This is a genomic window from Micromonospora sp. CCTCC AA 2012012 (assembly GCF_040499845.1).
GTDB lineage: Bacteria > Actinomycetota > Actinomycetes > Mycobacteriales > Micromonosporaceae > Micromonospora > Micromonospora mangrovi.
The window spans coordinates 2,881,995-2,903,987 of the sequence record NZ_CP159342.1 but is presented as its reverse complement, the minus strand read 5'-3'; the positions used below and the strand labels follow the sequence as shown (position 1 = coordinate 2,903,987).

Here is a 21,993-nt window from a genome sequence, read left to right as displayed (position 1 = left end):
CGAACGGAAGGGTGGCTCAGATGACGACGGCATGGCCGGGCCCGGTGGCCCTGGTGCTCGCCTCCAGCACCGGCGGGGTGGGGCAGCACGTCCGCTCACTGGTCCGCGGTCTCACCGCCGGCGGCACGTCGGTGCTGGTCTGCGGGCCGGCCGCCACCGAGGAACAGTTCGACTTCACCGGGGTCGGTGCCCGCTTCGTCCCGGTGGAGATCCCGGCCAGCCCGACCCCCGCCGACGCGCGGGCCGTGACCGCCCTGCGCCGGGCGCTCGCCGACCACCCGGTCCGGGTGGTCCACGCGCACGGGCTGCGCGCCGGCCTGGTCGCCGTCCTGGCCCGCCCGGCCGCCCCGCTCGTGGTCACCTGGCACAACGCCGTGCTCGCCGGTGGGCTGCGCGGCCAGGTCTCCCGGCTCGTCGAGCGGGTCGTCGCCCGGAACGTCCGGGTCGCCCTGGGTGCCTCCGCCGACCTGGTGCAGCGGGCCACCGAGCTGGGCGCGGCCGACGCCCGGCTGGCGCCGGTCGCCGCGCCCGTACTGCCCGCGCCGCGCCGCCGCCGGGCCGCCGTCCGGGCCGAGTTCGGTGTCGCCGCCGACCGGCCGCTGATCCTCTCGGTGGGCCGGCTGCACCCGCAGAAGAGGTACGACGTGCTGGTCGACGCCGCCGCGCGGTGGCGTACCCGGAATCCGGCGCCGGTGGTGGTGATCGCCGGCAGCGGACCCGCGTACCTGCAACTGGCCGCCCGGATCTCGGCCGCGCGGGCGCCGGTGACCCTGCTGGGGCACCGCACCGACGTCGCGGACCTGCTCGCCGGCGCCGACCTGGCGCTGGTGACCAGCGACTGGGAGGCCCGGCAGCTCTTCGCGCAGGAGGCGCTGCGGGCCGGCGTGCCGCTGGTGGCGACCGCGGTGGGCGGCCTGCCCGAGCTGGTCGACGACGGCGCGGTGCTGGTACCTCCCGGTGACGTCGACGCGGTCGACGCGGCGGTCCGGGAGCTGCTGGACGACGAGGCCCGCCGGGCCGACCTGGCCCGGCGGGGTGCGGCCCGGGCCGCGACCTGGCCCACCGAGACGGACACCGTCGCCACCCTGGCTGCGCTCTACGCCGAGCTGGCCCCGACCGCCGTCGCCGCCGACCCGGACGCGGCCGACCCGGAACCGGGACGTCCCTGAGATGCTGCGCAGACTGACCCCCGTCCTGCTGACGCTGGTCGTGGTGGTGCTCGGCATCACCGCGCTCGCGGCCCGTCCCGAGCAGGGGCCCGCCGGGCGCAGCGCCGACTTCGTGGTGCTCGCCGGGGTGGCCGGACTGCGCTGGGAGGACGTCGACCCGCAGACCACCCCCACGCTGTGGCGGATGGCCGAGCAGGGCTCGATCGGCTCGCTCTCGACCCGCTCGGCGCACCGGCCCACCTGCCCGGTGGACGGCTGGCTCACCCTCGGCGCGGGCAACTACGCGGCCTGGAACGGCAGCCGCCGCCAGGGCGGCTGCCCCCGTACCGAGGTCACCGTGGAGCAGCCGGACGGCATCGGCGCCAACCTGCCCGACCAGGAGGGCGTGGTCCGCTACAACCAGGACCGGCAGTCCTGGGGGACGATGCCCGGCTCGCTGTCGGAGTCGGTGCGCTGTTCGGTGGCGGTGGGCCCCGGCGCGGCGGTCGCCGCCGCGCGCCCGTTCGGCCGGGTCGACCGGTACGCGCCGGCCCTGCCCGCCGACCCGGCGCCGCTGCTCGGCTCCTGCGTGCTCAGCATCGTCGACCTGGGCACCGTCGACGGCACGGACCCGACGGCCCGGGCCGCGCAGGCGCGCCGGGCCGACGCCCAGCTCGCCCGGGTGCTCGCCGCCCGTCCACCCCGCTCGCTGGTGCTGGTCGCGGGCGTCTCCGACACCGCTGTGCCGTCCCGGCTGCACGTGGCGGTGGCCGACGGCCCCGGCTGGGAGCGGGGTTGGCTCACCTCGCCGAGCACCGGCCGGGAGGGCTATCTGCAACTGGTCGACCTCGCGCCGACCGCCCTTTCGGCGCTCGGCCGGCCGATGCCCGAGCGGCTCTTCCTCGGCCGGCCGGCGCTCTCCGTCGAGGGCCGGCCGGCGGACCTGCGGACCGCCATCGACGAGCCGGCCGGCGCGGACCGCGAGGCCGGGGCACAGCGGCGGGTGGCGGGCTGGTTCTTCGCCCTGCTCGCCGCCGCCCAGGTGGCGTTGTCGATCGCGGTGCTGCCGCTGCTGCGCCGGGCCCGCCGGCACGCCGGCCCGCACGGTCCCGCCCCGGTCTCCCGCCGGATCGTGGCGACGGTGGAGTTGCTGCTGGTGGCCGCCGCCCTGGCGGTGCCGGCGGCCCTGCTCGCGGACGCGGTGCCCTGGTGGCGGGGGACGCACCCGGGGTGGTGGTTCGCCGGGGTGACCGCAGCGCTGGTGGTCGGCGGTACGGCGGTGGTGCGGTTCGCTCCCGGCCACGAGCGGACCCTCGGGCCGCTCGGTGCGGTCGCCGGCCTGGCCACCCTGGTGGTCGGCGCGGACGTGCTCACCGGGGCGCGGTTGCAGCTCAACGGTGTGGTCGGCTACTCGGCCCTGGAGGGCGGCCGGTACGCCGGCCTCGGCACCGTCGGCCTCGGCGTGTTCATCGCCGGTGCGCTGCTGTGCGCCGGCTGGCTGGCCCAGCGGGTCCGGCGGGGCTGGCGGCCGGCGGTGATGGTGGCCGTCGGCGGCGTGGCCGTGGTGATCGTCGGCAGCCCGTACCTGGGTGCGGACTCGATCGGCGCGATCGCGTTGACCGCCGGGCTGAGCGTCGCCGCGGCGATCAGCACCGGCGGCTGGTTGACGGTGAGCCGGCTGGCCTGGGCCACGATGGCCGGGCTCGCGGTCACCGTCGGCTTCGCGGTGCTGGACGTCCGACGGCCGGCCGCCGAACGGGGCAGCCTCGGCCGGTTCCTGGCCGCCGTGGGGGACGGCACCGGTGGGCTCACCGTGCACCGTTCCAGCTCCGCCAACGTGGAGACCCTGGTGAACAGCCCGCTCACCCTGCTCGCCCTGGCCGGGGCGGCGCTGGTCTGGTTCGCCCTGTTGCAGCCCTGGGGTGGCCTGCTGCGGCTCTTCGGCATCTATCCGGCGATCCGGGCGGCGATGGCGGGCACGGCGGTGGCCGCCGGCATCGGTGGGCTGCTCGGCGGGTCGGCGCTGGACGTGGCCGGTGCGGCCGGTGCGCTGGTGGTGCCGATGGCGGCGCTGGCCTCGCTGCGGGTGCTCGACCACTCCACCGACCGCACCCTGCCCGGCGCGGGTCGCCCCGGCGACGAGGGCACGGGTGGCGCGGCGGGCGGGCCCACCGACGGTGACGGTCCCGGGGGCGGCCGGGCACCGGTCGACGGACGCACGCCCGACGCCGGACGACCCGAGCCGGGAAGGGCCGACGCCGGACGGGACCGGCCCGGCGCGACGGGGGGCGGCGGGTCGGCGCATCCGGCGGTACCGGGGCCGCCGAGCCCTTCAGCGGGCCCGGTCCGGGTGCCCGCCCAACCCGGCCCGGCATCGACCGACGTCGTCACCGGCTGACCTCGCACCCGACCCGACGTGCACCGACGGTGGGTGCGACGCCCGCCCGGGCCGGGGATGGTGTTACCGTGGAATCCCGTGGATCGCGTGATCACTTGGCTGATCGGCACGGCGGTTCGCACGACCGCTACGGACGACACGGGAGCAGGCGTTGGCCCCTTCAGCACGGACGACCAGGCACATTTTCGTCACCGGGGGCGTCGCCTCCTCGCTGGGTAAGGGCCTCACCGCCTCCAGCCTCGGCAACCTGCTGACCGCGCGCGGGCTGCGGGTGGTGATGCAGAAGCTCGACCCGTACCTCAACGTGGACCCGGGGACGATGAACCCGTTCCAGCACGGTGAGGTCTTCGTCACCGAGGACGGCGCCGAGACCGACCTCGACGTCGGGCACTACGAGCGGTTCCTCGACCGGGCGCTCTCCGGCAAGGCCAACGTCACCACCGGCCAGATCTACTCGGACGTGATCGCCAAGGAGCGGCGCGGCGAATACCTGGGCGACACCGTCCAGGTCATCCCGCACATCACCAACGAGATCAAGGCCCGGATCCTGGGCATGGCCGACCCGGACACCGAAGGCCAGCTGCCCGACGTGGTGATCACCGAGGTCGGCGGCACCGTCGGCGACATCGAGTCGCTGCCGTTCCTCGAGGCGATCCGCCAGGTCCGCCACGACCTGGGCCGGGACAACTGCTTCTATCTGCACGTCTCGCTGGTGCCCTACCTGGCGCCGTCGGGCGAGCTGAAAACGAAGCCGACTCAGCACTCGGTGGCGCAGCTGCGCAACATCGGCATCCAGCCCGACGCGATCGTGCTGCGCTGCGACCGGGAGATCCCGGAGAAGCTCAAGGAGAAGCTGTCCCTCTACTGCGACGTGGACCGGGAGGCCGTCGTCGCCGCCCCGGACGCGCCGAGCATCTACGACATCCCCAAGGTGCTGCACCGCGAGGGTCTCGACGCGTACGTGGTGCGCCGGCTCGGCCTGTCGTTCCGGGACGTCGACTGGACCAGCTGGGACGACCTGCTGGAGCGGGTGCACCAGCCGCACCACACCGTCACCGTCGCCGTGGTCGGCAAGTACGTCGACCTGCCCGACGCGTACCTGTCGGTCAGCGAGGCGATCCGGGCGGCCGGGTTCGGCCACCGGGCCCGGGTGCAGCTCAAGTGGGTGCCCAGCGACGACTGCGTCACCCCGGCCGGCGCGGCGCACGCCCTGGCCGGTGTCGACGGCATCCTCATCCCCGGCGGCTTCGGCGTCCGCGGCATCGAGGGCAAGATCGGCACCGCCCGGTACGCCCGGGAGAACGGCATCCCGCTGCTCGGCCTCTGCCTCGGCCTGCAGTGCATGACCATCGAGGTGGCCCGCCACCTCGCCGGCCTCGACGGGGCGAACTCGCTGGAGTTCGACGAGGAGGCGACGCACCCGGTCATCGCCACCATGGCCGACCAGGAGGACATCGTCGCCGGCAAGGGCGACCTGGGCGGCACCATGCGGCTCGGGGCGTACCCGGCAAAGCTGACCGAGGGTTCGATCGTCGCCGAGGCGTACGGCAGCACCGAGGTCAGCGAGCGGCACCGGCACCGGTACGAGGTGAACAACGCCTACCGCGACCAGCTCACCAAGGCCGGCCTGCACATCTCCGGCACCTCCCCGGACGGCCGGCTGGTCGAGTTCATCGAGCTGGACCGCGAGCTGCACCCGTTCTTCGTGGCCACCCAGGCGCACCCGGAGCTGAAGAGCCGGCCGACCCGGCCGCACCCGCTCTTCGCCGGCTTCGTGAAGGCCGCCATCGCGTACTCCGAGGCCGACCAGCTCCCGGTGGACCTGGACGCCCCGGCGCAGGCCCCGGCGGCGAAGAAGGCGGGCCGCAACGGCGGCGCCCCGGCGGCGAAGGCGGCCTCGGGCTCATGAGCGCCGTCGAGCACCGGTACGAGGTGACCGCGCACCGCCAGATCTGGTCCGGCCGGATCTTCTCGGTGGTCAGCGACGACGTGACGATGCCCGGTGGCGGCACCGCGCCCCGCGACTACGTCAAGCACGTGGGGGCGGTGGCCGTGGTGGCGTTGGACGACGCCGGGCAGGTGGTGCTGATCCGCCAGTACCGGCACCCGGTCGGTCGGCACCTGTGGGAGCTGCCGGCCGGGCTGATGGACGTCAGCGGCGAGGAGCTGGCCGCCGCGGCGGCCCGGGAGCTGGCCGAGGAGGCGGACCTGACCGCCGGCAGCGTCGACGTCCTGGTCGACCTGCACAGCTCGCCCGGCTTCTCCGACGAGGTGGTCCGGGTCTTCCTGGCCCGGGACCTCGCGGACGTGCCGCCGCAGCAGCGGCACCAGCGGAGCGAGGAGGAGGCCGACCTCCAGGTCGTCCGGGTCGACCTCGACGAGGCGGTCCGGATGGTCCTCGCCGGCGAGATCACCAATGCCTCCTGCGTGGCGGGGCTGCTCGCCGCCGCCCGGGCCCGCGACACCGGCTTCACCGAGCTGCGCCGCCCGGACGCGCCGCTGCCCCGCTGAGGCGTACCCGTGACGGGGGCCGCGCGGTCTTCACCGCGCGGCCCCTGGTCGTTCTTGCGGGTCAGTCCCGCAGCGGGCGGCCCTGCCCGTCGACCCCGCCGTTGACGAGGATCAGGATGCCGTCGATGGTGCCCCAGATGGCGCCGATGCCGCAGGTCACCAGGGTCACCACGAGCTGGATCACGCCGGTCTTGGTGTCGCCCATGTAGAACCGGCCGACGCCGAAGCCGCCGAGGAGGATCTGGAGGATGCCGGCGACGACCTTGCTCTTGTCGGAGACGCCGCCGGGGTACTGCTGATAAGGGTTGGTCATGGGGCGACACCATAGTGATCCACTGGCGTCCTGTCCGCACCGCCGCGCGCACGGTGGGACGATGGGTGACGAACACTGTCCTGACGGCTGAGGCGGTCTCCACCGCCGGCCCGGTTCACGCCTGACACATCGTCAGGAGGGCCGGGCACCGGGTGTCACTGTGCTGGCTCCCGGGGCGGGCCCGCGCGCCTAGACTGCCGCCGGCGGGACCGGTGGACCGCGCCGGCAACGGAGCCGGTGCGGCACCGAGAAGTCGGGGGTGGGCTGCCCCGAAGAGAGGTGTCGGCATCGTGAAGGTCGGAATCCCACGCGAGGTCAAGAACCACGAGTACCGCGTGGCGATCACGCCCGCGGGCGTCAACGAGTTCACCCGCCACGGCCACGAGGTCTTCGTCGAGGCCGGCGCGGGGGTCGGCTCCAGCATCACCGACGAGGAGTTCACCGCCGCCGGCGCCAAGATCCTGGGCACCGCCGACGAGGTGTGGGGCGCCGCCGACCTGGTGCTCAAGGTCAAGGAGCCGATCGCCGAGGAGTACCACCGGATGCGCGAGGGGCAGGTGCTCTTCACCTACCTGCACCTGGCCGCCTCGAAGGAGTGCACCGACGCGCTGATCGACCGCAAGGTCACCGGCATCGCGTACGAGACGGTCGAGCTGCCCGACCGGTCGCTGCCGCTGCTCGCCCCGATGTCCGAGGTGGCCGGCCGGCTCGCCCCGCAGGTGGGCGCCTTCTACATGATGCGTACCGGCGGTGGCCGGGGCGTGCTGCCGGGCGGGGTCTCCGGCGTCTACGCGGCGAAGACCGTGGTGATCGGCGCGGGCGTCTCCGGCATGAACGCCGCCGCGATCGCGCTGGGCCTGCAGTCCGAGGTGCTGCTGCTGGACAAGAACGTCGCCCGGCTGCGCCAGGCCGACGCGATCTACCGGGGCCACCTGCAGACCGTCGCCTCCAACGCGTACGAGATCGAGCGGGCCGTGCTCGACGCGGACCTGGTCATCGGCGCGGTGCTGGTGCCCGGCGCGAAGGCCCCGACGCTGATCTCCAACGAGCTGGTCTCCCGGATGAAGCCGGGCAGCGTGCTCGTCGACATCGCCATCGACCAGGGCGGCTGCTTCGAGGACTCGCGGCCCACCACGCACGCCGACCCGGTCTACAAGGTGCACGACTCGATCTTCTACTGCGTGGCGAACATGCCCGGCGCGGTGCCGAACACCAGCACCTACGCGCTGACCAACGTCACCCTGCCGTACGCCCTGGAGCTGGCCAACAACGGCTGGCAGGAGGCGCTGCGCCGCGACCCGGCGCTCGCCCTGGGCCTGAACACCCACGCCGGCCAGGTCGTCTACGGCCCGGTCGCCGAGGCGCACGGCATGGCGACCCTGCCGCTGGACGAGGTCCTGGGCTGAGGAACGCCAGCCCGAAGGGGAACAGCCAGACCGCTGCTGCGCGCAGGGCCGGCGCGGGCGAGCAGCCCGCGCCGGCCCTGCGTCGTGCCGTCCGCGGCTATCTGGACCACCTCACCGTCGAACGGGGACTGTCGGCGAACACCCTCGCCTCGTACCGCCGGGACCTGGACCGTTACCTCACGACCCTGGTCGACGCCGGCGTCGCCGACCTCGCCGCCGTCGGCCCCGGCGTGGTCGAGTCGCACCTGGCCCGGCTGCGGGCCGGCGACGCCGACCATCCGCCGCTGGCCGTGTCGTCGGCGGCCCGCGCGGCCAGCGCGGTGCGCGGGCTGCACCGCTTCGCGCTGCGCGAGGGGCTGGCCGGCGCCGACCCCAGCCGCGACGTCCGCCCGCCCACGCCGCCGCGCCGGCTGCCCCGGGCGCTGCCGGTCGACGACGTGGTCCGGCTGCTGGAGACGGCCGGCGCGGCGACCGCTACCGGCGACGGGGCGCCCCTCGCGCTGCGCGACCGGGCGCTGCTGGAATTCCTGTACGGCACGGGCGCGCGGATCTCCGAGGCGGTCGGTCTCGCCGTGGACGACCTGGACACCGACGGCGGCGCGGTGCTGCTGCGCGGCAAGGGCGGCCGGACCCGACTGGTGCCGATCGGCGGGTACGCGGTGGACGCGCTGCGCGCCTGGCTGGTGCGGGGCCGCCCGGGGGTGGTCGCGGCGGGCCGGGGCACCCCGGCGGTCTTCGTCAACGCCCGGGGCGGCGCGCTGACCCGGCAGGGCGCCTGGACCATCCTGCGCCGCGCCGCCGAGCGGGCCGGCCTGCCGGTGCAGGGGACCGGGGCGGTCTCCCCGCACACCCTGCGCCACTCGTACGCCACCCATCTGCTCGACGGCGGCGCGGACGTGCGGGTGGTGCAGGAACTGCTCGGCCACGCCTCGGTGACCACCACCCAGGTCTACACGTTGGTCACTGTGGAGCGACTCCGTGAGGTCTACGCCACCGCCCACCCACGGGCCCGTGGCTGACCCGTCGTTCCCGCGCTGACCGGCCGGGACGTCCGACACGCCGACCGGCTACCGAACGCGCTGCTGGCGCGTGGCGTACAGTCGGCATCGGCGCGGACCTCGTGGCCGACGAACCGGGGTGCGGTGTCGACGGCGGTGACGGTGGAGCGCAGCGGCGCCGCGAAGGGTGTCGGACGGCTCCGACGCCGGGTGGTCGTCGGGAGGGGGCAACGAGGACATGGCTGGCAACGGTGACCGTGCCGACGCCTGGACGTCGGAGCTCCGCGAGCAGCAGGCGTCGCTCGGCGCAGACCTGGGTCCCGCCGACCCGGCCGCGTACACGATGCGCAAGCCGATCCCGGAGCCGATGCCGACCGACCGGCACGGCCCCGCGCGGATCATCGCGATGGCCAACCAGAAGGGTGGCGTCGGCAAGACCACCACGACCATCAACCTGGGCGCCGCGCTGGCCGAGTACGGCCGCAAGGTGCTGCTGGTCGACTTCGACCCGCAGGGCGCGCTCTCGGTCGGGCTGGGGGTCAACCCGCACAACCTCGACCTGTCGGTCTACAACCTGCTCATGCAGGACGACGTCACCGCCGAGGACGTCCTGATCAAGACCGACGTCGCCGGGCTGCACCTGCTGCCCGCCAACATCGACCTCTCCGCCGCCGAGATCCAGCTGGTCAACGAGGTCGCCCGCGAGATGGCGCTGGCCCGGGTGCTGCGCACCATCCGCAAGGAGTACGACTACATCCTGATCGACTGCCAGCCGTCCCTCGGCCTGCTGGCGATCAACGCGCTGACCGTCGCGCACGGCGTGCTCATCCCGCTGGAGTGCGAGTTCTTCAGCCTCCGCGGCGTGGCCCTGCTGCTGGACACCATCGACAAGGTCCGCGAGCGGCTCAACTTCGACCTGGAGCTCGAAGGCATCCTCGCCACCATGTACGACAGCCGCACCACGCACTGCCGCCAGGTGCTCCAGCGGGTGGTGGAGGCCTTCGGCGACAAGGTCTACCAGACGGTGATCACCAAGACCGTCAAGTTCCCCGAGTCGACCGTCGCGGGTGCCCCGATCACCACGCTCGACCCGGCGTCCTCCGGGGCCCGCAACTACCGCCAGCTCGCCCGTGAGGTGATCGCCGCCCAGGCGGAGCGGTAGGTCGCACGCCGCATGTCCGCAGCGTGGACTACGGTTTCCCGGTGACCGCGCCGCCCCTCGACCCGCCCGCCGCCGCCGATCCGGCGGTCGCCGCCGGGCTGGCCGCCGAGGTCGACGGGGTGGTGCCCGCCCCGGAGCCGACGGAGACCACCGGCTTCACCGTCCGGCTGGCGAACTTCACCGGCCCGTTCGACCTGCTGCTCCAGCTCATCAGCAAGCACAAGCTCGACGTCACCGAGGTGGCCCTGCACAAGGTCACCGACGAGTTCATCGCGTACATCCGGGCCATGGGTGACCAGTGGGACCTGGACGAGACGAGCGAGTTCCTGCTGATCGCGGCCACCCTGCTCGACCTGAAGGCGGCCCGGCTGCTGCCCGCCGCCGAGGTGGAGGACGAGGAGGACCTGGCCCTGCTGGAGGCGCGGGACCTGCTCTTCGCCCGGCTGCTGCAGTACAAGGCGTACAAGGAGGCGGCGGCGCACCTGGCCGAGCTGGAGGCGGTCGGCGGTCGACGCTATCCCCGCGCGGTCACCCTGGAGCCCCGGTACGCCGAGGCGCTGCCCGACCTGGTGCTCGGCATCGGCCCGGAGCGGCTGCTCAAGCTGGCGGTGCGGGCGATGACCCCGAAGCCGGTGCCCGAGGTCTCCATCGCGCACGTGCACATGGTCCGGGTCAGCGTCCGGGAGCACGCCGCGCTGCTCACCGAACGGCTGCGCCGCGCCGGCACCGCCACCTTCTCGCTGCTCTGCGCCGACTGCGAGATCACCCTGGAGGTGGTGGCGCGCTTCCTCGCCCTGCTGGAGCTCTATCGGGAGGGTCTGGTCGCCTTCGTTCAGGAGCAGGCGCTGGAGGAGCTGACCGTGCGCTGGACGGGCCCCGCCGAGGGCGACACCGACCTGCACGTCGACGAGTACGCCGGCTCCCCGGACCCCACCGACCCCGCACCCGCCGACCCCACGCCGGTCGCGTCGACGGATCCCGTGCCCGCCGGGGCGGCTGATGTCACGCTGCCCGATGCTGCCTCGACCACTGACCGCGCGCGGGCTGCGGCCGACGTCGCGTCGGACCCGCCGCCGGACGAACCCGCACCGACACAGGAGTGACCCCGATGAGCGACGAGGAGCGCCGCGACTCGCTGGCCGACCAGGCCGCCGCCTGGATCCCGCCGTGGGAGCGTCCCACCCCACCGAAGCCCGACCCCACCCCGACGCCCGCCCAGTCCGAGACCTCGGACACCTCCCGTTCACCGGAAACGGCAACTCTTCACGACCTCGACACGACACCCCCGGCGGAGCCCGCGGCGTCCTCCCTGACGGCGACGACGGAGAAGACCCCGGAAGATCTTGAAGCCGGACTGCCTCCGGGCGGGCCAGAAGCTTCCGAGATCTCCGGAGAGAGCGCGGACGACAGGGAGAGCGGCGCGGGAGGCGTACCCGGGAAGCGGGGGAGGCGGCGGGTGGCGGCCGCGCCGGAGCCGGCGCCCGAGCTGGACGACGCGGAGCTGCGCGGCGCGTTGGAGGCGATCCTGCTGGTGGTGGACGAGCCGGTCAGCGAGCTGACCCTGGCCCAGATCCTCGAGCAGCGACCCGAGCGGGTCGGGGAGATGCTGGACGAGATCGCCGCCGGCTACACCGCCGCCGGGCACGGTTTCGACCTGCGCCGCGCGGCCGGTGGCTGGCGTCTCTACACCCGGCCGGAATACGCCACCTATGTCGAGCGGTTCATCCTGGACGGGCAGTCCGCACGACTGACCCAGGCCGCGCTGGAGACCCTGGCGGTGATCGCCTACAAGCAGCCGGTGACCCGATCACGGATCTCCGCCATCCGCGGTGTCAACTGCGACGGGGTGATCCGTACCCTGGTCTCTCGCGGGTTGGTCGAGGAGTGCGGCGCCGAACCGGACAGCGGGGCGTTCCTCTACCGGACCACCACCATGTTCCTGGAGAAGCTGGGGCTGAACTCCGTGGCCGACCTGCCACCGCTCGCCCCGTTCCTCCCCGACGACGTAGAAGAGCTTGCCGATGCCACGCGATGACCGCACCGTCTCCACCGACGCCCCCGAGGGCGAACGCCTGCAGAAGGTGATGGCCGCCGCCGGCGTCGGCTCCCGCCGCGCCTGCGAGGACCTCATCTTCCGCCGCCGGGTGACCGTGAACGGCCGGGTCGCGAAGCTCGGCGACAAGGTCGACCCCACCACCGCCGTGATCCACGTCGACGGCGAACGGCTCCAGGTCGACACCCGCCTGGTCTACCTCGCGATGAACAAGCCGCGCGGGGTCGTCTCCACGATGGCGGACGAGAAGGGACGGACCGCGCTCGCGGACTTCCTCGGCAACCGGGTCGAGCAGCGGGTCTATCACGTCGGGCGGCTCGACGCCGACAGCGAGGGGCTGCTGCTGCTCACCAACGACGGCACCCTGGCCCACCGGCTCATGCACCCGTCGTACGAGGTGCTGAAGACCTACCTGTGCGAGGTCGCCGGGCCGATCCCGCGCAACCTGGGCAAGCGACTGGCGGCCGGGGTGGAGCTGGAGGACGGGCCGGTGCAGGTCGACTCCTTCAAGGTGGTGGACACCCTGGGCAAGACCGCCCAGGTGGAGCTGACCCTGCACGAAGGGCGCAAGCACATCGTCCGGCGGCTGCTCGCCGAGGTCGGGCACCCGGTGTCCCGGCTGGTGCGTACCTCGATCGGGCCGATCAAGCTGGGCGACCTGCGCGCCGGGCGGACCCGGCGGCTGACCAACGCGGAGGTCGCCGCCCTGTTCAAGGCCGTCGAAGACTGACCGGAGTCGTTCCGGGTACCGCTGAAGGTAGGCTTCCACGCGGCCGGTGACGGCACCAGCGCCGTGGCGCGGGTCGCGCCGGGCCACGTCCGCGCGGCCCCGCACGGGGGCGCGGGCATCATTGACGAAGACCATCCGCTCAACGGCGCCGGAGAATCCGGCGACCCGCGAGATACGGGCTGAGGAGGAACACGGTGGGGCAGAACGAACGAACCGGGCGGTGCGTGGTCGCAGTGGACGGGCCATCCGGTTCGGGTAAGTCCACCGTCTCGCGGCGGCTCGCCGTCAGCCTGGACGCCCGCTACCTCGACACCGGCGCGATGTACCGGGCCATCACCTGGGCGGTGCTGCGCTCCGGCGTCGACCTCACCGACGCCGCGTCGGTGGCCAAGGTCGCCGGCGAGGTCGACCTGCGCATCGGCACCGACCCCCAGGGGTACGGCGTGACCGCCGACGGCGTGACCGTCGACAAGGAGATCCGGGGCCCCGAGGTGACCGGCGCGGTCTCCGCCGTCGCCGCCGTCCCCGCGGTCCGGGAACTCCTCGTCGCCCGCCAGCGGGAGATGATCGCCAAGGCCGGCCGGATCGTGGTCGAGGGTCGCGACATCGGCTCGGTGGTGGCCCCCGACGCGGACCTGAAGGTCTATCTCACCGCCTCCGAGGCGGCCCGTGCCCAGCGGCGCAGCGCCGAGGACGCGGCCGACGTGGCGGCCACCGCCGCGGACCTCGCCCGGCGGGACAAGATCGACTCGACGCGCAAGGTGAACCCGTTGCAGCAGGCCCCGGACGCCGTCGAGCTGGACACCACCGCGCTGGGCATCGACGAGGTCGTCGCCCGGCTCCGCGAGCTGCTCACCGAGCGGGGCGTGGTATGAGCGAGCAGAGCGGTTGGGTGGAACTGCGCGACCCGGACCTCGACGTCGAGGAGGAGTCCGGCCCGCAGCCGGTGGTGGCCGTGGTCGGCCGCCCCAACGTGGGCAAGTCGACGCTGGTCAACCGGATCATCGGCCGTCGGCAGGCGGTCGTCGAGGACGTCCCCGGGGTGACCCGGGACCGCGTCCCGTACGACGCGCAGTGGAACGGCCGCGCGTTCACCGTGGTGGACACCGGCGGGTGGGAGCCCGACGCCAAGGACCGGGCCGCGGCCATCGCGTTGCAGGCCGAGACGGCGGTGGCGACCGCCGACGTGGTGCTCTTCGTGGTCGACGCGATGGTCGGTTCGACCGATGTGGACGAAGCCGCGGTGAAGATGCTGCGACGCAGCGCCAAGCCGGTCATCCTGGTGGCCAACAAGACCGACAACACGGCCATCGAGATGGAGGCGACCGCGCTCTGGTCGCTCGGCCTCGGTGAGCCGTACCCGGTCTCCGCCCTGCACGGCCGCGGTTCGGGTGAGCTGCTCGACGCCATCCTGGACGCGCTGCCCGAGGCGCCGAAGATCGTGGAGAACCGGCCGCGCGGCCCCCGCCGGGTCGCTCTGGTGGGTCGCCCCAACGTCGGCAAGTCCAGCCTGCTCAACCGGTTCTCCGGCGAGGAGCGGGCGGTCGTCGACTCGGTCGCCGGCACCACCGTCGACCCGGTGGACAGCCTGGTGCAGATCGGTGGCGAGACCTGGCAGCTGGTGGACACCGCCGGGCTGCGCAAGCGGGTCGGCAAGGCCAGCGGCACCGAGTACTACGCCAGCCTGCGGACCGCCGCGGCGATCGAGGCGGCCGAGGTGGCGGTGGTGCTGCTCGACTCCAGCGAGGTGATCAGCGAGCAGGACCAGCGGATCCTCACCATGGTCGTCGAGGCCGGCCGGGCCCTGGTGATCGCCTTCAACAAGTGGGACCTGGTCGACGCCGACCGCCGGTACTACCTGGACAAGGAGATCGACCGGGAGCTGCGCCGCATCCCCTGGGCGATCCGGCTGAACCTCTCCGCGCAGACCGGCCGGGCGGTGGACAAGCTCGCGCCGGCGCTGCGCAAGGCCCTGGCGAGCTGGGAGACCCGCATCCCGACCGCGCAGCTCAACCAGTGGCTGACCGCGCTGGTCCAGGCCACCCCGCACCCGGTGCGCGGCGGTCGGGCCCCGAAGATCCTCTTCGCCACCCAGGCGGGCGTCGCCCCGCCGCGGTTCGTGCTCTTCACCACCGCGCCGCTGGACGCCGGCTACCAGCGCTTCGTCGAGCGCAAGCTGCGCGAGGAGTTCGGCTTCGAGGGCAGCCCGATCGACATTTCCGTACGCCCCCGCAAGAAGCTCGGCCCCGGCGGCCGGGGCAAGGCGCACGGCTGATCCCGCTCGTCCCGATCCTGCTCGTCCCCGGAACGCCGGGCGGCTCCCGCAGCCGCCCGGCGTTCCTGCACACCACCACCCTCCTAGGACGCTCTAGAGGGTGTGACGGGTGGGGCCCGCGGCACGGGAGGGGGCGTGCGCGCGGTACGGAGATCCTGCGCTAAGCTGTACCGGCTGTCGCGGGGGAAACCGCGCGAGGGCATCGGGACGTGGCGCAGCTTGGTAGCGCACTTGACTGGGGGTCAAGGGGTCGTCGGTTCGAATCCGGCCGTCCCGACAGCAGCTCCGAGGGCATATCTCATCGATGGATATGCCCTCGTCTGCGTTCTGGGGACCAAGATCGGTCAAGTTGGCGGCGGCTAGCGCATCTTGACCGGCGGTCAAGTCAGGGTCGGCCTTGGTGCCTGCCAGTTGTTTCTTCGCATCGTTGCAGCCGCTCCCGAAACGGGCTGGCCGGTAGGGCACCGACCTGTGGCCGGCGGCCGGACCGGCTGGCGACACGCACAGAAGGTTGCTTCACGCGCTGGCCGGGTTTGATGGTGGCGAGTTGGACAAGCAGGCGTGTCCAGGTGCCCCGCCATGGCGGCGTTGAGGCCGATCTCGCCAGCGATCGTCCGGCTACCCGCACGTCGAGGAGGTCACCACTCATCGTGTGCGCCAGCACGGCTGGCCCGGCTCCGGCCCGCGCGTGACAGCCGATGAGCATCGCGGCATCCGTGTCTTCGTCCAGCCCCGCGAGCATGCCCAGCGGGCGGGGTTTCCCTCGCACCAGGTGAGCGCGCCGGTCGAGGTCCTCCGGCAGGATGTTCCGGGAACGGTCCGTGTGCGTCGGCGACCCCCACGATGGCGTCGGGTTCGGCATCGAAGACACCAGCAATCACTGCGTTCGTCTCGGCCGTCATCGAGGCTCGGCCACGCTCATGGTCGTACCGATCCGGATTGGTCTCGGTGGGATGCACTCTCCCTGAGATGCCATCCATGTCTACGGGGATCAAGACCTTCATGGATCCAGGGTCCTACGTGCTCGTGGCACGAAGGTCGATCTCGCACGACGCGGGCGCGGTGGCCCGTTGCGAGAGACGAACGTCGGATGCCGCGACCGCCAGCGTGTCAGTGTCCGGGCGGCCGGGCCCCGCACTTGAAGTCCTACCTGTCAGATAGGAAAATGGTCTCGTGCTGCGACGCCGGTTGTCCACCTCCCGCCGGGTGGCCCTGGCCCGGGCGGAGAACCGCCTGCCGGTGGCCGTCGAGGCCGGCGAGAAGATCCCGTACGAGCGGCTCGCGCCCGTCCGGCCGTAGCCCTCGGCTCCGCTGCCTCCGGGGAGGAACACATGACCCAGCCCGCCGACAGTGCCTCGCCCGTCGACGCCGACGCGGACGCCCTGCGCAAGCTGCTACGTCACCAGGCCAGCACCGTCACCGTGGTCACCGCACCCGGCAGTCCTGCCGTCGGCTTCACCGCGACGTCGTTCACCCCGGTGTCGCTGGAGCCACCGGTCGTCTCGTTCTGCCTGAGCCTCACCTCGTCGAGCTGGCCGGCCGTCTCCCGGAGCCGCTACCTCGGTGTCCACCTGCTGGGCCGGCAGCAGCAGGACGTGGCCCGCACGTTCGCGACCAGCGGCATCGACCGGTTCGCGGCGCCGACCCGCTGGCGCCTCGGTCCGGAGGGGGTGCCCCTGATCGAGGACACCCTCGCCTGGCTCCTGTGCCGGGCGATCGACCGGGTGACGGTCGGCGACCACGCCATCGTCCTGGCCGAACCCGAACTGCTCCGGCACACCGACGTGGGCTCGCCGCTGCTCTATCACCGGGGCGGGTACGCCGGCCTGGCCGAGCACGTCGAACCACCCACCCGGCGCGCTGCCTGATCACCTCGCCGCCGCGGTCGTGGAGCATCCGCCCATGACCGCGGCGGCGTCGTTCCTGGCGGATCCGCCGGACACGAGTCCTACGAACTGCTCGCCAAGGAGTGGTCCGGCTGACGGGCGGCGGTGCGGTACCGTCGACTGTCGCTCAGAGGCTCGTGGAGGATCCGGTGTTCGCGTTGGTGGTGCGCTTCGACCTGCGGGACGAGGCGTCGGTGGTCCGGTTCGACGAGTTGACCGCGCAGCTGCTCGAGCAGATTCGGGCCAGGGAGCCGGGAACGCTGACCTACGCCACCCACCGCGTCGACGGGGAGCCGCTGGCCCGGATCTTCTACGAGGTGTACGCGGACGCGGCGGCCTTCGAGAGGCACGAGGCCGCCGCGCACGTCGTCGCCTTCCACACCGCCAAGGATCCGCTGGTGCGCGCGGCGCGCGTGGAGTTTCTCCGCGAGCTTCCCGACCCGGGTCGGGGGAGCGGTCACAGCTGACCGTGGTGTGAGGGCAGCACGTCGCCGAGCTCGTGCGCGCCGATGTGGTGGTACTTCCAGTCGACCGGGGAGCCGTGCTGTCGAGCGGGTCGGAGCGGTCCGATGCTCATCCCTTCACGGCTCCCGCGGTGATGCCGGCGACGAAGTGGCGCTGTAGGAGCGCGTACGCGACGACCATGGGAGTGGACGCGACCACCACGCCGGTGAAGAGCAGCGGATAGTCGGTGAGGTACTCGCCGGTGAAGTCCAGCAGTGCCAGCGGCAGGGTGCGTTTGGCCGGGTCGTCGATGAACAGCAGGGGGTAGAGCAGGTCGTTCCAGTGCATGACGAACAGGAAGATCGCGGTGGCGGCCAGCGACGGGCGGGACAGCGGGATCGCCACCCGCCGGAACGCGGCCCACGGGCCGGCGCCGTCGAGTTCGGCGGCCTCGTACAGCTCACCGGGGAGGGTGCGCAGGAAGCCGGCGAGGATGAACACCGCCACGGGCAGGGTGACCACCACGTCGATCAGCATCAGCCCGGCCAGGCTGTCGCGGAGGCCGAGCCGGTCGAACTGCACGTACTGCGGGATCATCACCGCCTGCGCGGGCACCGCCAGCCCGGCCGCGAACACCGCGAAGAGCGCCCGGCCGGGCCAGCCCGGGAGCCGGGCGATGGCGTACGCGACGAGGCTGGCCAGCACCAGTGTGGTCGGCACCGAGACCGCGACGACCAGTGCGCTGTTGCCGAGCACCCGGAGCAGGTTCTGGGTGGTCAGCACCTCGACGTAGTTGCCCAGACGGGGACTCGTGGGCGAGCCGAAGGGTGCGTCGAAGAGTTCCGCGGTGGTCTTGAGGCTGCCGCCGCCGACGACGAGCAGCGGCACCGTCACCAGTAGCGCGTAGACCGCGAGCACGGCGCGGCGACCCAGTCTGGCGAGCACGGGTGGCTCCTATCCGTGGGTGAGCCGGGCGGCCCGGTTCTGCAACCAGGTGACCAGCGCGATGGCCAGCATGAACACGATCGACTCGGCGGCGGCGTAGCCGAGCTGGGAGTTGGCGAAGGTGGTGTAGATCCGGGTGGAGAGGATGTCCAGCGAGGCTCGGGGCGGATTGCCCGCCAGGCCGAGGATCAGGTCGAACGCCTTGAACGACTGAATCGTGGTGTAGGCGACGACCAGGGCCGTGGCGGGGGCGACCATCGGCCAGGTGACGTGCCGGAACAGCTGCCAGCGGCCGGCGCCGTCGGCCTTCGCGGCGTCGTAGAGCTCCTCGGGGATCTGGTTGATGCCGGCGATGTAGACGACCATCATCTGCCCGGCGTGGAACCAGATCTGGGCGATCGCCACCCAGATGATCGCGCTGCCCTCGTCGCCGAGGTAGGAGCCGCGCAGCGCCCCGAGGCCGACCGCGTCGAGAACGGTGTTGGCCAGGCCGAAGTTCGGGTCGTAGACGAATCGCCAGACGAAGGCCACCGACACCGAGGACAGCACGGTGGGCAGGAAGAACAGTGCCCGCAGCAGCGTCGAGGACCGGCTGCGGGCGGCCAGCAGCACCGCCAGCAGCAGCGACAGCGCCGTCTGGCCGAGCACCACCACCAGCATGAACGTCAGGTTGTTGACCAGCGCGTTGCGGAACAGGTCGTCGGCGGTGGTGACCTTGACCAGGTTGGTCAGGCCCACGTCTCGAAACGCGGGGCTGAACCCGTCCCAGTCGGTGGTCGCGTACCGCAGGCCCTGCAGCGCGGGCACGACGAAGAACGCGCCGTAGACCAGCAGTGCGGGCAGGGCGAACACGTACAGGAGGCGGGAGGCGTGGCGGCGTCGACGGCGGCGGGTCGCCGCGGGCGGCGCGGGGTTTCCGGCACCCCGCGCCGCACCGGCGGTCACGATCGCCGTACCGCCCCCGTCTCCCGGGGCCGGGCGGCTCACCTCGGGGTCACCGCTTCTGGTCGATGACGCGCTGGGCCGCCTCGGCGGCCTGCTCCGGGGCGGTGCCGCCGACCACCTGCACGGCGGCGTTCTCCACCGCGCCGCGTACGTCCAGGTTGGTGAACTGGAAGCGGGGCGCGAGCGCCGTCCGGCGGGTCAGCCACGGCGCGAACGCCTTGAGGTCGGGGTTGGTGTACTCCACGCCCTTGACGGTGACGTGCTGGGCGGTGCCGTTCGCGTAGACGCCGGCGACCGCCGGGTCGGACAGGTGCCGCAGCCACGCCAGCGCGGCGCCCTTCTTCGCCGACTTGGCGTTCACGCCGAGGATGAAGGTCGCGTTGAAGACGCCCTCGTAGCGGGCCTTGTCGGCGGTGGTGGTGATCGGGGCGAGCAGGCCGAGCGGGAACGTGGCGCCGAGCTTGCGCAGCGCGGCGGCCTGGAACGAGCCGGTGGCCAGCAGCGCCGCCTTCTGCTGCACGAACAGCTGCTGCGCCGCCTCGTTGCCGGTGCCGGTCGCGCCGGCCTGGAAGTAGGGGCGGAGCTGGGCGTACTGCTTGAGCACCGTGAGGAACCAGTCGTCGGTCACCTTCAGCTCCCCCGACTGAATCTTGGCGAGGGCGTCGTCGGAGGGAGCGTTGTTGACCACCATGACGTTGAGCAGCTGCCCGGCGTTCGCGGCGTCGCCACCGGGCCAGGCGATCGGGGTGATGCCCTTGCTCTTCAGCGCCTCGGCCAGGGCCAGGAAGCCGTCCCAGTCCTTCGGCGCCTCGGCGTAGCCCGCCTTGGCCAGCAGGTCCGGGTTGCTGACCGGCATGTTGAACACCAGCTGGTACGGCAGGCCGAGCTGCTGGCCGTTCTGCGCGCCGGCGGTGATCAGGGTGGGCTCGTACCGGCTGACCAGGTCCTGCCCGGTGAGGTCGGACCAGACGCCGGCGGTGGCGATGTCGGTGAACTGGGCGCCCCGGAAGGCGGTGAAGGCGTCGCCGACGCTGCCGCCGCGCAGCTTCTGCAACGCGGTGGACTGGTAGTCGTTGGACGGCGAGATGTCCTGCCGGACGGTGACCTTCGGGTTCTTCCGGACGAAGTCGGCGATGATGCCGTCGAAGACCTCCTTGTCCTCGGCTCGCCAGTGGGCGAAGGAGAGCTGGCCCTCCACCGGGCCGTCGAAGCCGCCGGAGGCGGTGGGGGCCGCCTTCTCGCCGCCCGGTCCGGCGCAGGCGGCCAGCAGGCCGGCCGCGCCGGCGAGGCCGCCGAGGGCGAGCAGGCGGCGACGGGACAGGGCAGGCAGGTCGTACGTCATGCGGGTGGTGCCTTTCCGGGCTGAGGGGCTGGTCAGGGTGCGATCACTGGGCGGGAACGGGCGCCGGGTGCGGCGCCGGGGCGAAGGGGACGGCCGCCGGCGTCGGGTCCGGGGAGCCGCCGTCCGGGTGCCGCCACAGCCCTCGGTCGCGCAGCACCGGCAGCACCCCCTCGCCGAACCAGTACGCCTCCTCCAGGTGCGGGTGGCCGGAGAGGATGAACTCGTCGATGCCGAGCGCGTGGTACTCGGCGATCCGGTCGGCGATCTCCGCGTGGCTGCCGACGAGCGCCGTGCCGGCCCCGCCGCGGACCAGCCCGAACCCGGCCCACAGGTTGGGGGAGACCTCCAGCCGGTCCCGGGATCCGCCGTGCAGGTCGAGCATCCGGCGCTGGCCCTCGGACTCGCTGCGCCGCAACCCCTCCTGGGCTGCCCGGACGTCGGACTCCGCGATGCCGTCGAGCAGGCGCCGTGCCTGCGCCCAGGCCTGGTCGGCGGTGTCCCGGGCGATGACGTGCAGCCGGATGCCGAAGCGCAGCTCGCGTCCGGCCTCGGCGGCGAGAGCGCGGACCCGGCTCAGCTTCTCGGCGACCTGGGCCGGCGGCTCGCCCCAGGTCAGGTAGACGTCGCTGTGCCGGACCGCCACCGGCAGGGCGGCGGCGGACGACCCGCCGAAGTAGATGGGCGGGAGCGGGTCGGGCAGCCGGTTCAACCGGGCGGCCGCCACCCGCAGGTGCGCGCCGTCGTGGTCGACGGTCTCGCCGCGCCACAGCGACCGCACCACGTGCAGGAACTCGTCGGTGCGGGCGTACCGGGCGTCCTTGTCCAGGAAGTCGCCGTACGCCCGCTGCTCGGCCGACTCCCCGCCGGTGACGACGTTGAGCAGCAGCCGTCCCCGCGACAGCCGCTGGAAGGTCGAGGCCATCTGCGCGGCCAGGTATGGCGAGAGCAGGCCGGGGCGGAAGGCCACCAGGAACTTCAGCCGCTCGGTCACCTGGGTGAGCATCGCCGTGCTCAGCCAGGCATCCTCGCACCAGGCGCCGGTCGGGGTCAGCGCGCCCACGAAGCCGAGCTGCTCCGCGGTGCGCGCGATCTGCCCGAGATAGGCCACGGTGGCGGGGCGTGCCCCGCCGGCGGTCCCGATCGGGGTGCCGTGCCCGCCGCCGACGACATCGCGGCTGTCGCCGTACGTGGGCAGGAACCAATGGAAGGTGAGCGCCATGTCGAACTTCCTCGGGATCGTGACGGACCGCTTCGGCGAGGCTCGGCCGACCGCTGCTGGCCGGTGCCGCCGACAGCTTACCCATAAAACCTACCGGCTTAGTAGAGTAAGATTCCCACTCGGCGCAGGCGCACGGTGCCCGCCCCGCGCCAGCGGCGCGCGCTGCTCGGGTGCGGCGCCGCCGAGGTGCCCCTGCGGCGGGCCGGAGGTCCCGCCCC

At 73.1% G+C, this 21,993-nt stretch carries 21 protein-coding genes, 1 tRNA gene and 1 pseudogene; 16 read left to right on the top strand and 7 right to left on the bottom strand.

From position 1 onward, the window contains the following. Window positions 1-20: 20 nt before the first annotated feature. The 4 genes from ABUL08_RS12535 to ABUL08_RS12520 all read left to right on the top strand — a co-directional run bounded on the left by ABUL08_RS12535 (window position 21) and on the right by ABUL08_RS12520 (window position 6,057). Complete coding sequence (locus tag ABUL08_RS12535; protein ID WP_350937672.1) at window positions 21-1,169, top strand: glycosyltransferase family 4 protein; 1,149 nt, start codon at window positions 21-23, stop codon at window positions 1,167-1,169. Between the two features lies 1 nt (window position 1,170). After that, on the top strand, window positions 1,171-3,546 hold the full coding sequence (locus ABUL08_RS12530) for a hypothetical protein (RefSeq protein WP_350937671.1): 2,376 nt from the start codon (window positions 1,171-1,173) through the stop codon (window positions 3,544-3,546). 151 nt (window positions 3,547-3,697) lie between these two features. Beyond that, window positions 3,698-5,455: a CTP synthase gene (locus ABUL08_RS12525; protein ID WP_350937668.1), complete on the top strand. Its 1,758-nt coding sequence runs from the start codon at window positions 3,698-3,700 to the stop codon at window positions 5,453-5,455. Beyond that, complete coding sequence (locus ABUL08_RS12520) at window positions 5,452-6,057, top strand: NUDIX hydrolase (protein ID WP_350937666.1); 606 nt, start codon at window positions 5,452-5,454, stop codon at window positions 6,055-6,057. The genes ABUL08_RS12525 and ABUL08_RS12520 overlap by 4 nt, the downstream gene beginning before the upstream one ends. A gap of 61 nt (window positions 6,058-6,118) precedes the next feature. Here the strand turns inward: ABUL08_RS12520 and ABUL08_RS12515 are convergent, their stop codons facing one another. Next, window positions 6,119-6,370 carry a TM2 domain-containing protein gene (locus ABUL08_RS12515; RefSeq protein ID WP_242799045.1) on the bottom strand — a complete coding sequence of 84 codons (252 nt, stop codon included), beginning with the start codon at window positions 6,368-6,370 and terminating at the stop codon, window positions 6,119-6,121. Between the two features lie 290 nt (window positions 6,371-6,660). On the opposite strand from ABUL08_RS12515, the gene ald reads away from it, so the two are divergent. From ald to ABUL08_RS12470, 9 genes are all read left to right on the top strand, one after another. Beyond that, window positions 6,661-7,776, top strand: coding sequence for an alanine dehydrogenase (ald, locus tag ABUL08_RS12510; protein WP_350937664.1), 1,116 nt, complete (start codon window positions 6,661-6,663; stop codon window positions 7,774-7,776). Window positions 7,777-7,853: 77 nt separating this feature from the next. Further along, window positions 7,854-8,795: a site-specific tyrosine recombinase XerD gene (locus ABUL08_RS12505; RefSeq protein WP_350938598.1), complete on the top strand. Its 942-nt coding sequence runs from the start codon at window positions 7,854-7,856 to the stop codon at window positions 8,793-8,795. A 217-nt stretch (window positions 8,796-9,012) separates the two neighbouring features. Then, window positions 9,013-9,936 carry a ParA family protein gene (locus tag ABUL08_RS12500; RefSeq protein WP_088971037.1) on the top strand — a complete coding sequence of 308 codons (924 nt, stop codon included), beginning with the start codon at window positions 9,013-9,015 and terminating at the stop codon, window positions 9,934-9,936. 41 nt (window positions 9,937-9,977) lie between these two features. Further along, window positions 9,978-11,039, top strand: a complete 1,062-nt coding sequence (locus ABUL08_RS12495; RefSeq protein ID WP_377522034.1) for a segregation and condensation protein A — start codon at window positions 9,978-9,980, stop codon at window positions 11,037-11,039. 5 nt (window positions 11,040-11,044) lie between these two features. Next, window positions 11,045-11,971 (top strand): SMC-Scp complex subunit ScpB, encoded by a 927-nt coding sequence (scpB, locus tag ABUL08_RS12490; protein ID WP_350937660.1) that lies wholly within the window; start codon window positions 11,045-11,047, stop codon window positions 11,969-11,971. Beyond that, window positions 11,958-12,719: a pseudouridine synthase gene (locus ABUL08_RS12485; RefSeq protein WP_350937658.1), complete on the top strand. Its 762-nt coding sequence runs from the start codon at window positions 11,958-11,960 to the stop codon at window positions 12,717-12,719. The genes scpB and ABUL08_RS12485 overlap by 14 nt, the downstream gene beginning before the upstream one ends. 194 nt (window positions 12,720-12,913) lie before the next feature. Continuing rightward, window positions 12,914-13,594, top strand: a complete 681-nt coding sequence (cmk, locus tag ABUL08_RS12480) for a (d)CMP kinase (RefSeq protein WP_350937656.1) — start codon at window positions 12,914-12,916, stop codon at window positions 13,592-13,594. Then, a complete protein-coding gene (gene der, locus ABUL08_RS12475) occupies window positions 13,591-14,994 on the top strand; it encodes a ribosome biogenesis GTPase Der (RefSeq protein WP_350937654.1) in 1,404 nt (467 codons plus the stop codon). Before cmk ends, der begins: the two co-directional genes overlap by 4 nt. Before the next feature lie 203 nt (window positions 14,995-15,197). Then, window positions 15,198-15,271 (top strand) — tRNA-Pro (locus ABUL08_RS12470). Window positions 15,272-15,379: 108 nt separating this feature from the next. Here ABUL08_RS12470 and ABUL08_RS12465 read toward each other — a convergent pair. Both ABUL08_RS12465 and ABUL08_RS12460 read right to left on the bottom strand, forming a co-directional pair. Then, window positions 15,380-15,856 carry a M55 family metallopeptidase gene (locus ABUL08_RS12465; protein WP_350937651.1) on the bottom strand — a complete coding sequence of 159 codons (477 nt, stop codon included), beginning with the start codon at window positions 15,854-15,856 and terminating at the stop codon, window positions 15,380-15,382. After that, a pseudogene (locus ABUL08_RS12460) lies at window positions 15,825-15,998 on the bottom strand (M55 family metallopeptidase); the annotation flags it as partial. The pseudogene ABUL08_RS12460 and the gene ABUL08_RS12465, both read right to left, overlap by 32 nt. A gap of 169 nt (window positions 15,999-16,167) precedes the next feature. Between ABUL08_RS12460 and ABUL08_RS12455 the strand changes: the two are divergent. From ABUL08_RS12455 to ABUL08_RS12445, 3 genes are all read left to right on the top strand, one after another. Next, a complete protein-coding gene (locus ABUL08_RS12455; RefSeq protein WP_350937649.1) occupies window positions 16,168-16,293 on the top strand; it encodes a hypothetical protein in 126 nt (41 codons plus the stop codon). A 32-nt stretch (window positions 16,294-16,325) separates the two neighbouring features. Next, complete coding sequence (locus ABUL08_RS12450) at window positions 16,326-16,862, top strand: flavin reductase family protein (protein ID WP_350937647.1); 537 nt, start codon at window positions 16,326-16,328, stop codon at window positions 16,860-16,862. Window positions 16,863-17,029: 167 nt separating this feature from the next. Continuing rightward, window positions 17,030-17,347 (top strand): putative quinol monooxygenase, encoded by a 318-nt coding sequence (locus tag ABUL08_RS12445; RefSeq protein ID WP_350937645.1) that lies wholly within the window; start codon window positions 17,030-17,032, stop codon window positions 17,345-17,347. A gap of 106 nt (window positions 17,348-17,453) precedes the next feature. On the opposite strand, the gene ABUL08_RS12440 is transcribed toward ABUL08_RS12445, so the two are convergent. From ABUL08_RS12440 to ABUL08_RS12425, 4 genes are read right to left on the bottom strand one after another with little or no spacing between them, the layout of a single operon-like run. Next, complete coding sequence (locus ABUL08_RS12440; RefSeq protein ID WP_350937643.1) at window positions 17,454-18,269, bottom strand: carbohydrate ABC transporter permease; 816 nt, start codon at window positions 18,267-18,269, stop codon at window positions 17,454-17,456. Between the two features lie 9 nt (window positions 18,270-18,278). Beyond that, window positions 18,279-19,256 carry a carbohydrate ABC transporter permease gene (locus ABUL08_RS12435; RefSeq protein WP_350937641.1) on the bottom strand — a complete coding sequence of 326 codons (978 nt, stop codon included), beginning with the start codon at window positions 19,254-19,256 and terminating at the stop codon, window positions 18,279-18,281. Window positions 19,257-19,263: 7 nt separating this feature from the next. Continuing rightward, window positions 19,264-20,556 (bottom strand): ABC transporter substrate-binding protein, encoded by a 1,293-nt coding sequence (locus ABUL08_RS12430; protein ID WP_350937639.1) that lies wholly within the window; start codon window positions 20,554-20,556, stop codon window positions 19,264-19,266. A gap of 43 nt (window positions 20,557-20,599) precedes the next feature. After that, entirely contained in the window at window positions 20,600-21,775 is a 1,176-nt protein-coding gene (locus tag ABUL08_RS12425) for an LLM class flavin-dependent oxidoreductase (RefSeq protein WP_350937636.1), read from the bottom strand. Window positions 21,776-21,993: the final 218 nt, after the last annotated feature.

Bases quoted from the DNA above. Each gene is read 5' to 3' on its own strand.
- ABUL08_RS12535 (WP_350937672.1), top strand. From the start codon at position 21: ATGACGACGGCATGGCCGGGCCCGGTGGCCCTGGTGCTCGCCTCCAGC.
- ABUL08_RS12530 (WP_350937671.1), top strand. From the start codon at position 1,171: ATGCTGCGCAGACTGACCCCCGTCCTGCTGACGCTGGTCGTGGTGGTG.
- ABUL08_RS12520 (WP_350937666.1), top strand. From the start codon at position 5,452: ATGAGCGCCGTCGAGCACCGGTACGAGGTGACCGCGCACCGCCAGATC.
- ABUL08_RS12515 (WP_242799045.1), bottom strand. From the start codon at position 6,370: ATGACCAACCCTTATCAGCAGTACCCCGGCGGCGTCTCCGACAAGAGC.
- ABUL08_RS12500 (WP_088971037.1), top strand. From the start codon at position 9,013: ATGGCTGGCAACGGTGACCGTGCCGACGCCTGGACGTCGGAGCTCCGC.
- scpB (WP_350937660.1), top strand. From the start codon at position 11,045: ATGAGCGACGAGGAGCGCCGCGACTCGCTGGCCGACCAGGCCGCCGCC.
- ABUL08_RS12485 (WP_350937658.1), top strand. From the start codon at position 11,958: ATGCCACGCGATGACCGCACCGTCTCCACCGACGCCCCCGAGGGCGAA.
- der (WP_350937654.1), top strand. From the start codon at position 13,591: ATGAGCGAGCAGAGCGGTTGGGTGGAACTGCGCGACCCGGACCTCGAC.
- ABUL08_RS12465 (WP_350937651.1), bottom strand. From the start codon at position 15,856: ATGCCGAACCCGACGCCATCGTGGGGGTCGCCGACGCACACGGACCGT.
- ABUL08_RS12450 (WP_350937647.1), top strand. From the start codon at position 16,326: ATGACCCAGCCCGCCGACAGTGCCTCGCCCGTCGACGCCGACGCGGAC.
- ABUL08_RS12430 (WP_350937639.1), bottom strand. From the start codon at position 20,556: ATGACGTACGACCTGCCTGCCCTGTCCCGTCGCCGCCTGCTCGCCCTC.
- ABUL08_RS12425 (WP_350937636.1), bottom strand. From the start codon at position 21,775: ATGGCGCTCACCTTCCATTGGTTCCTGCCCACGTACGGCGACAGCCGC.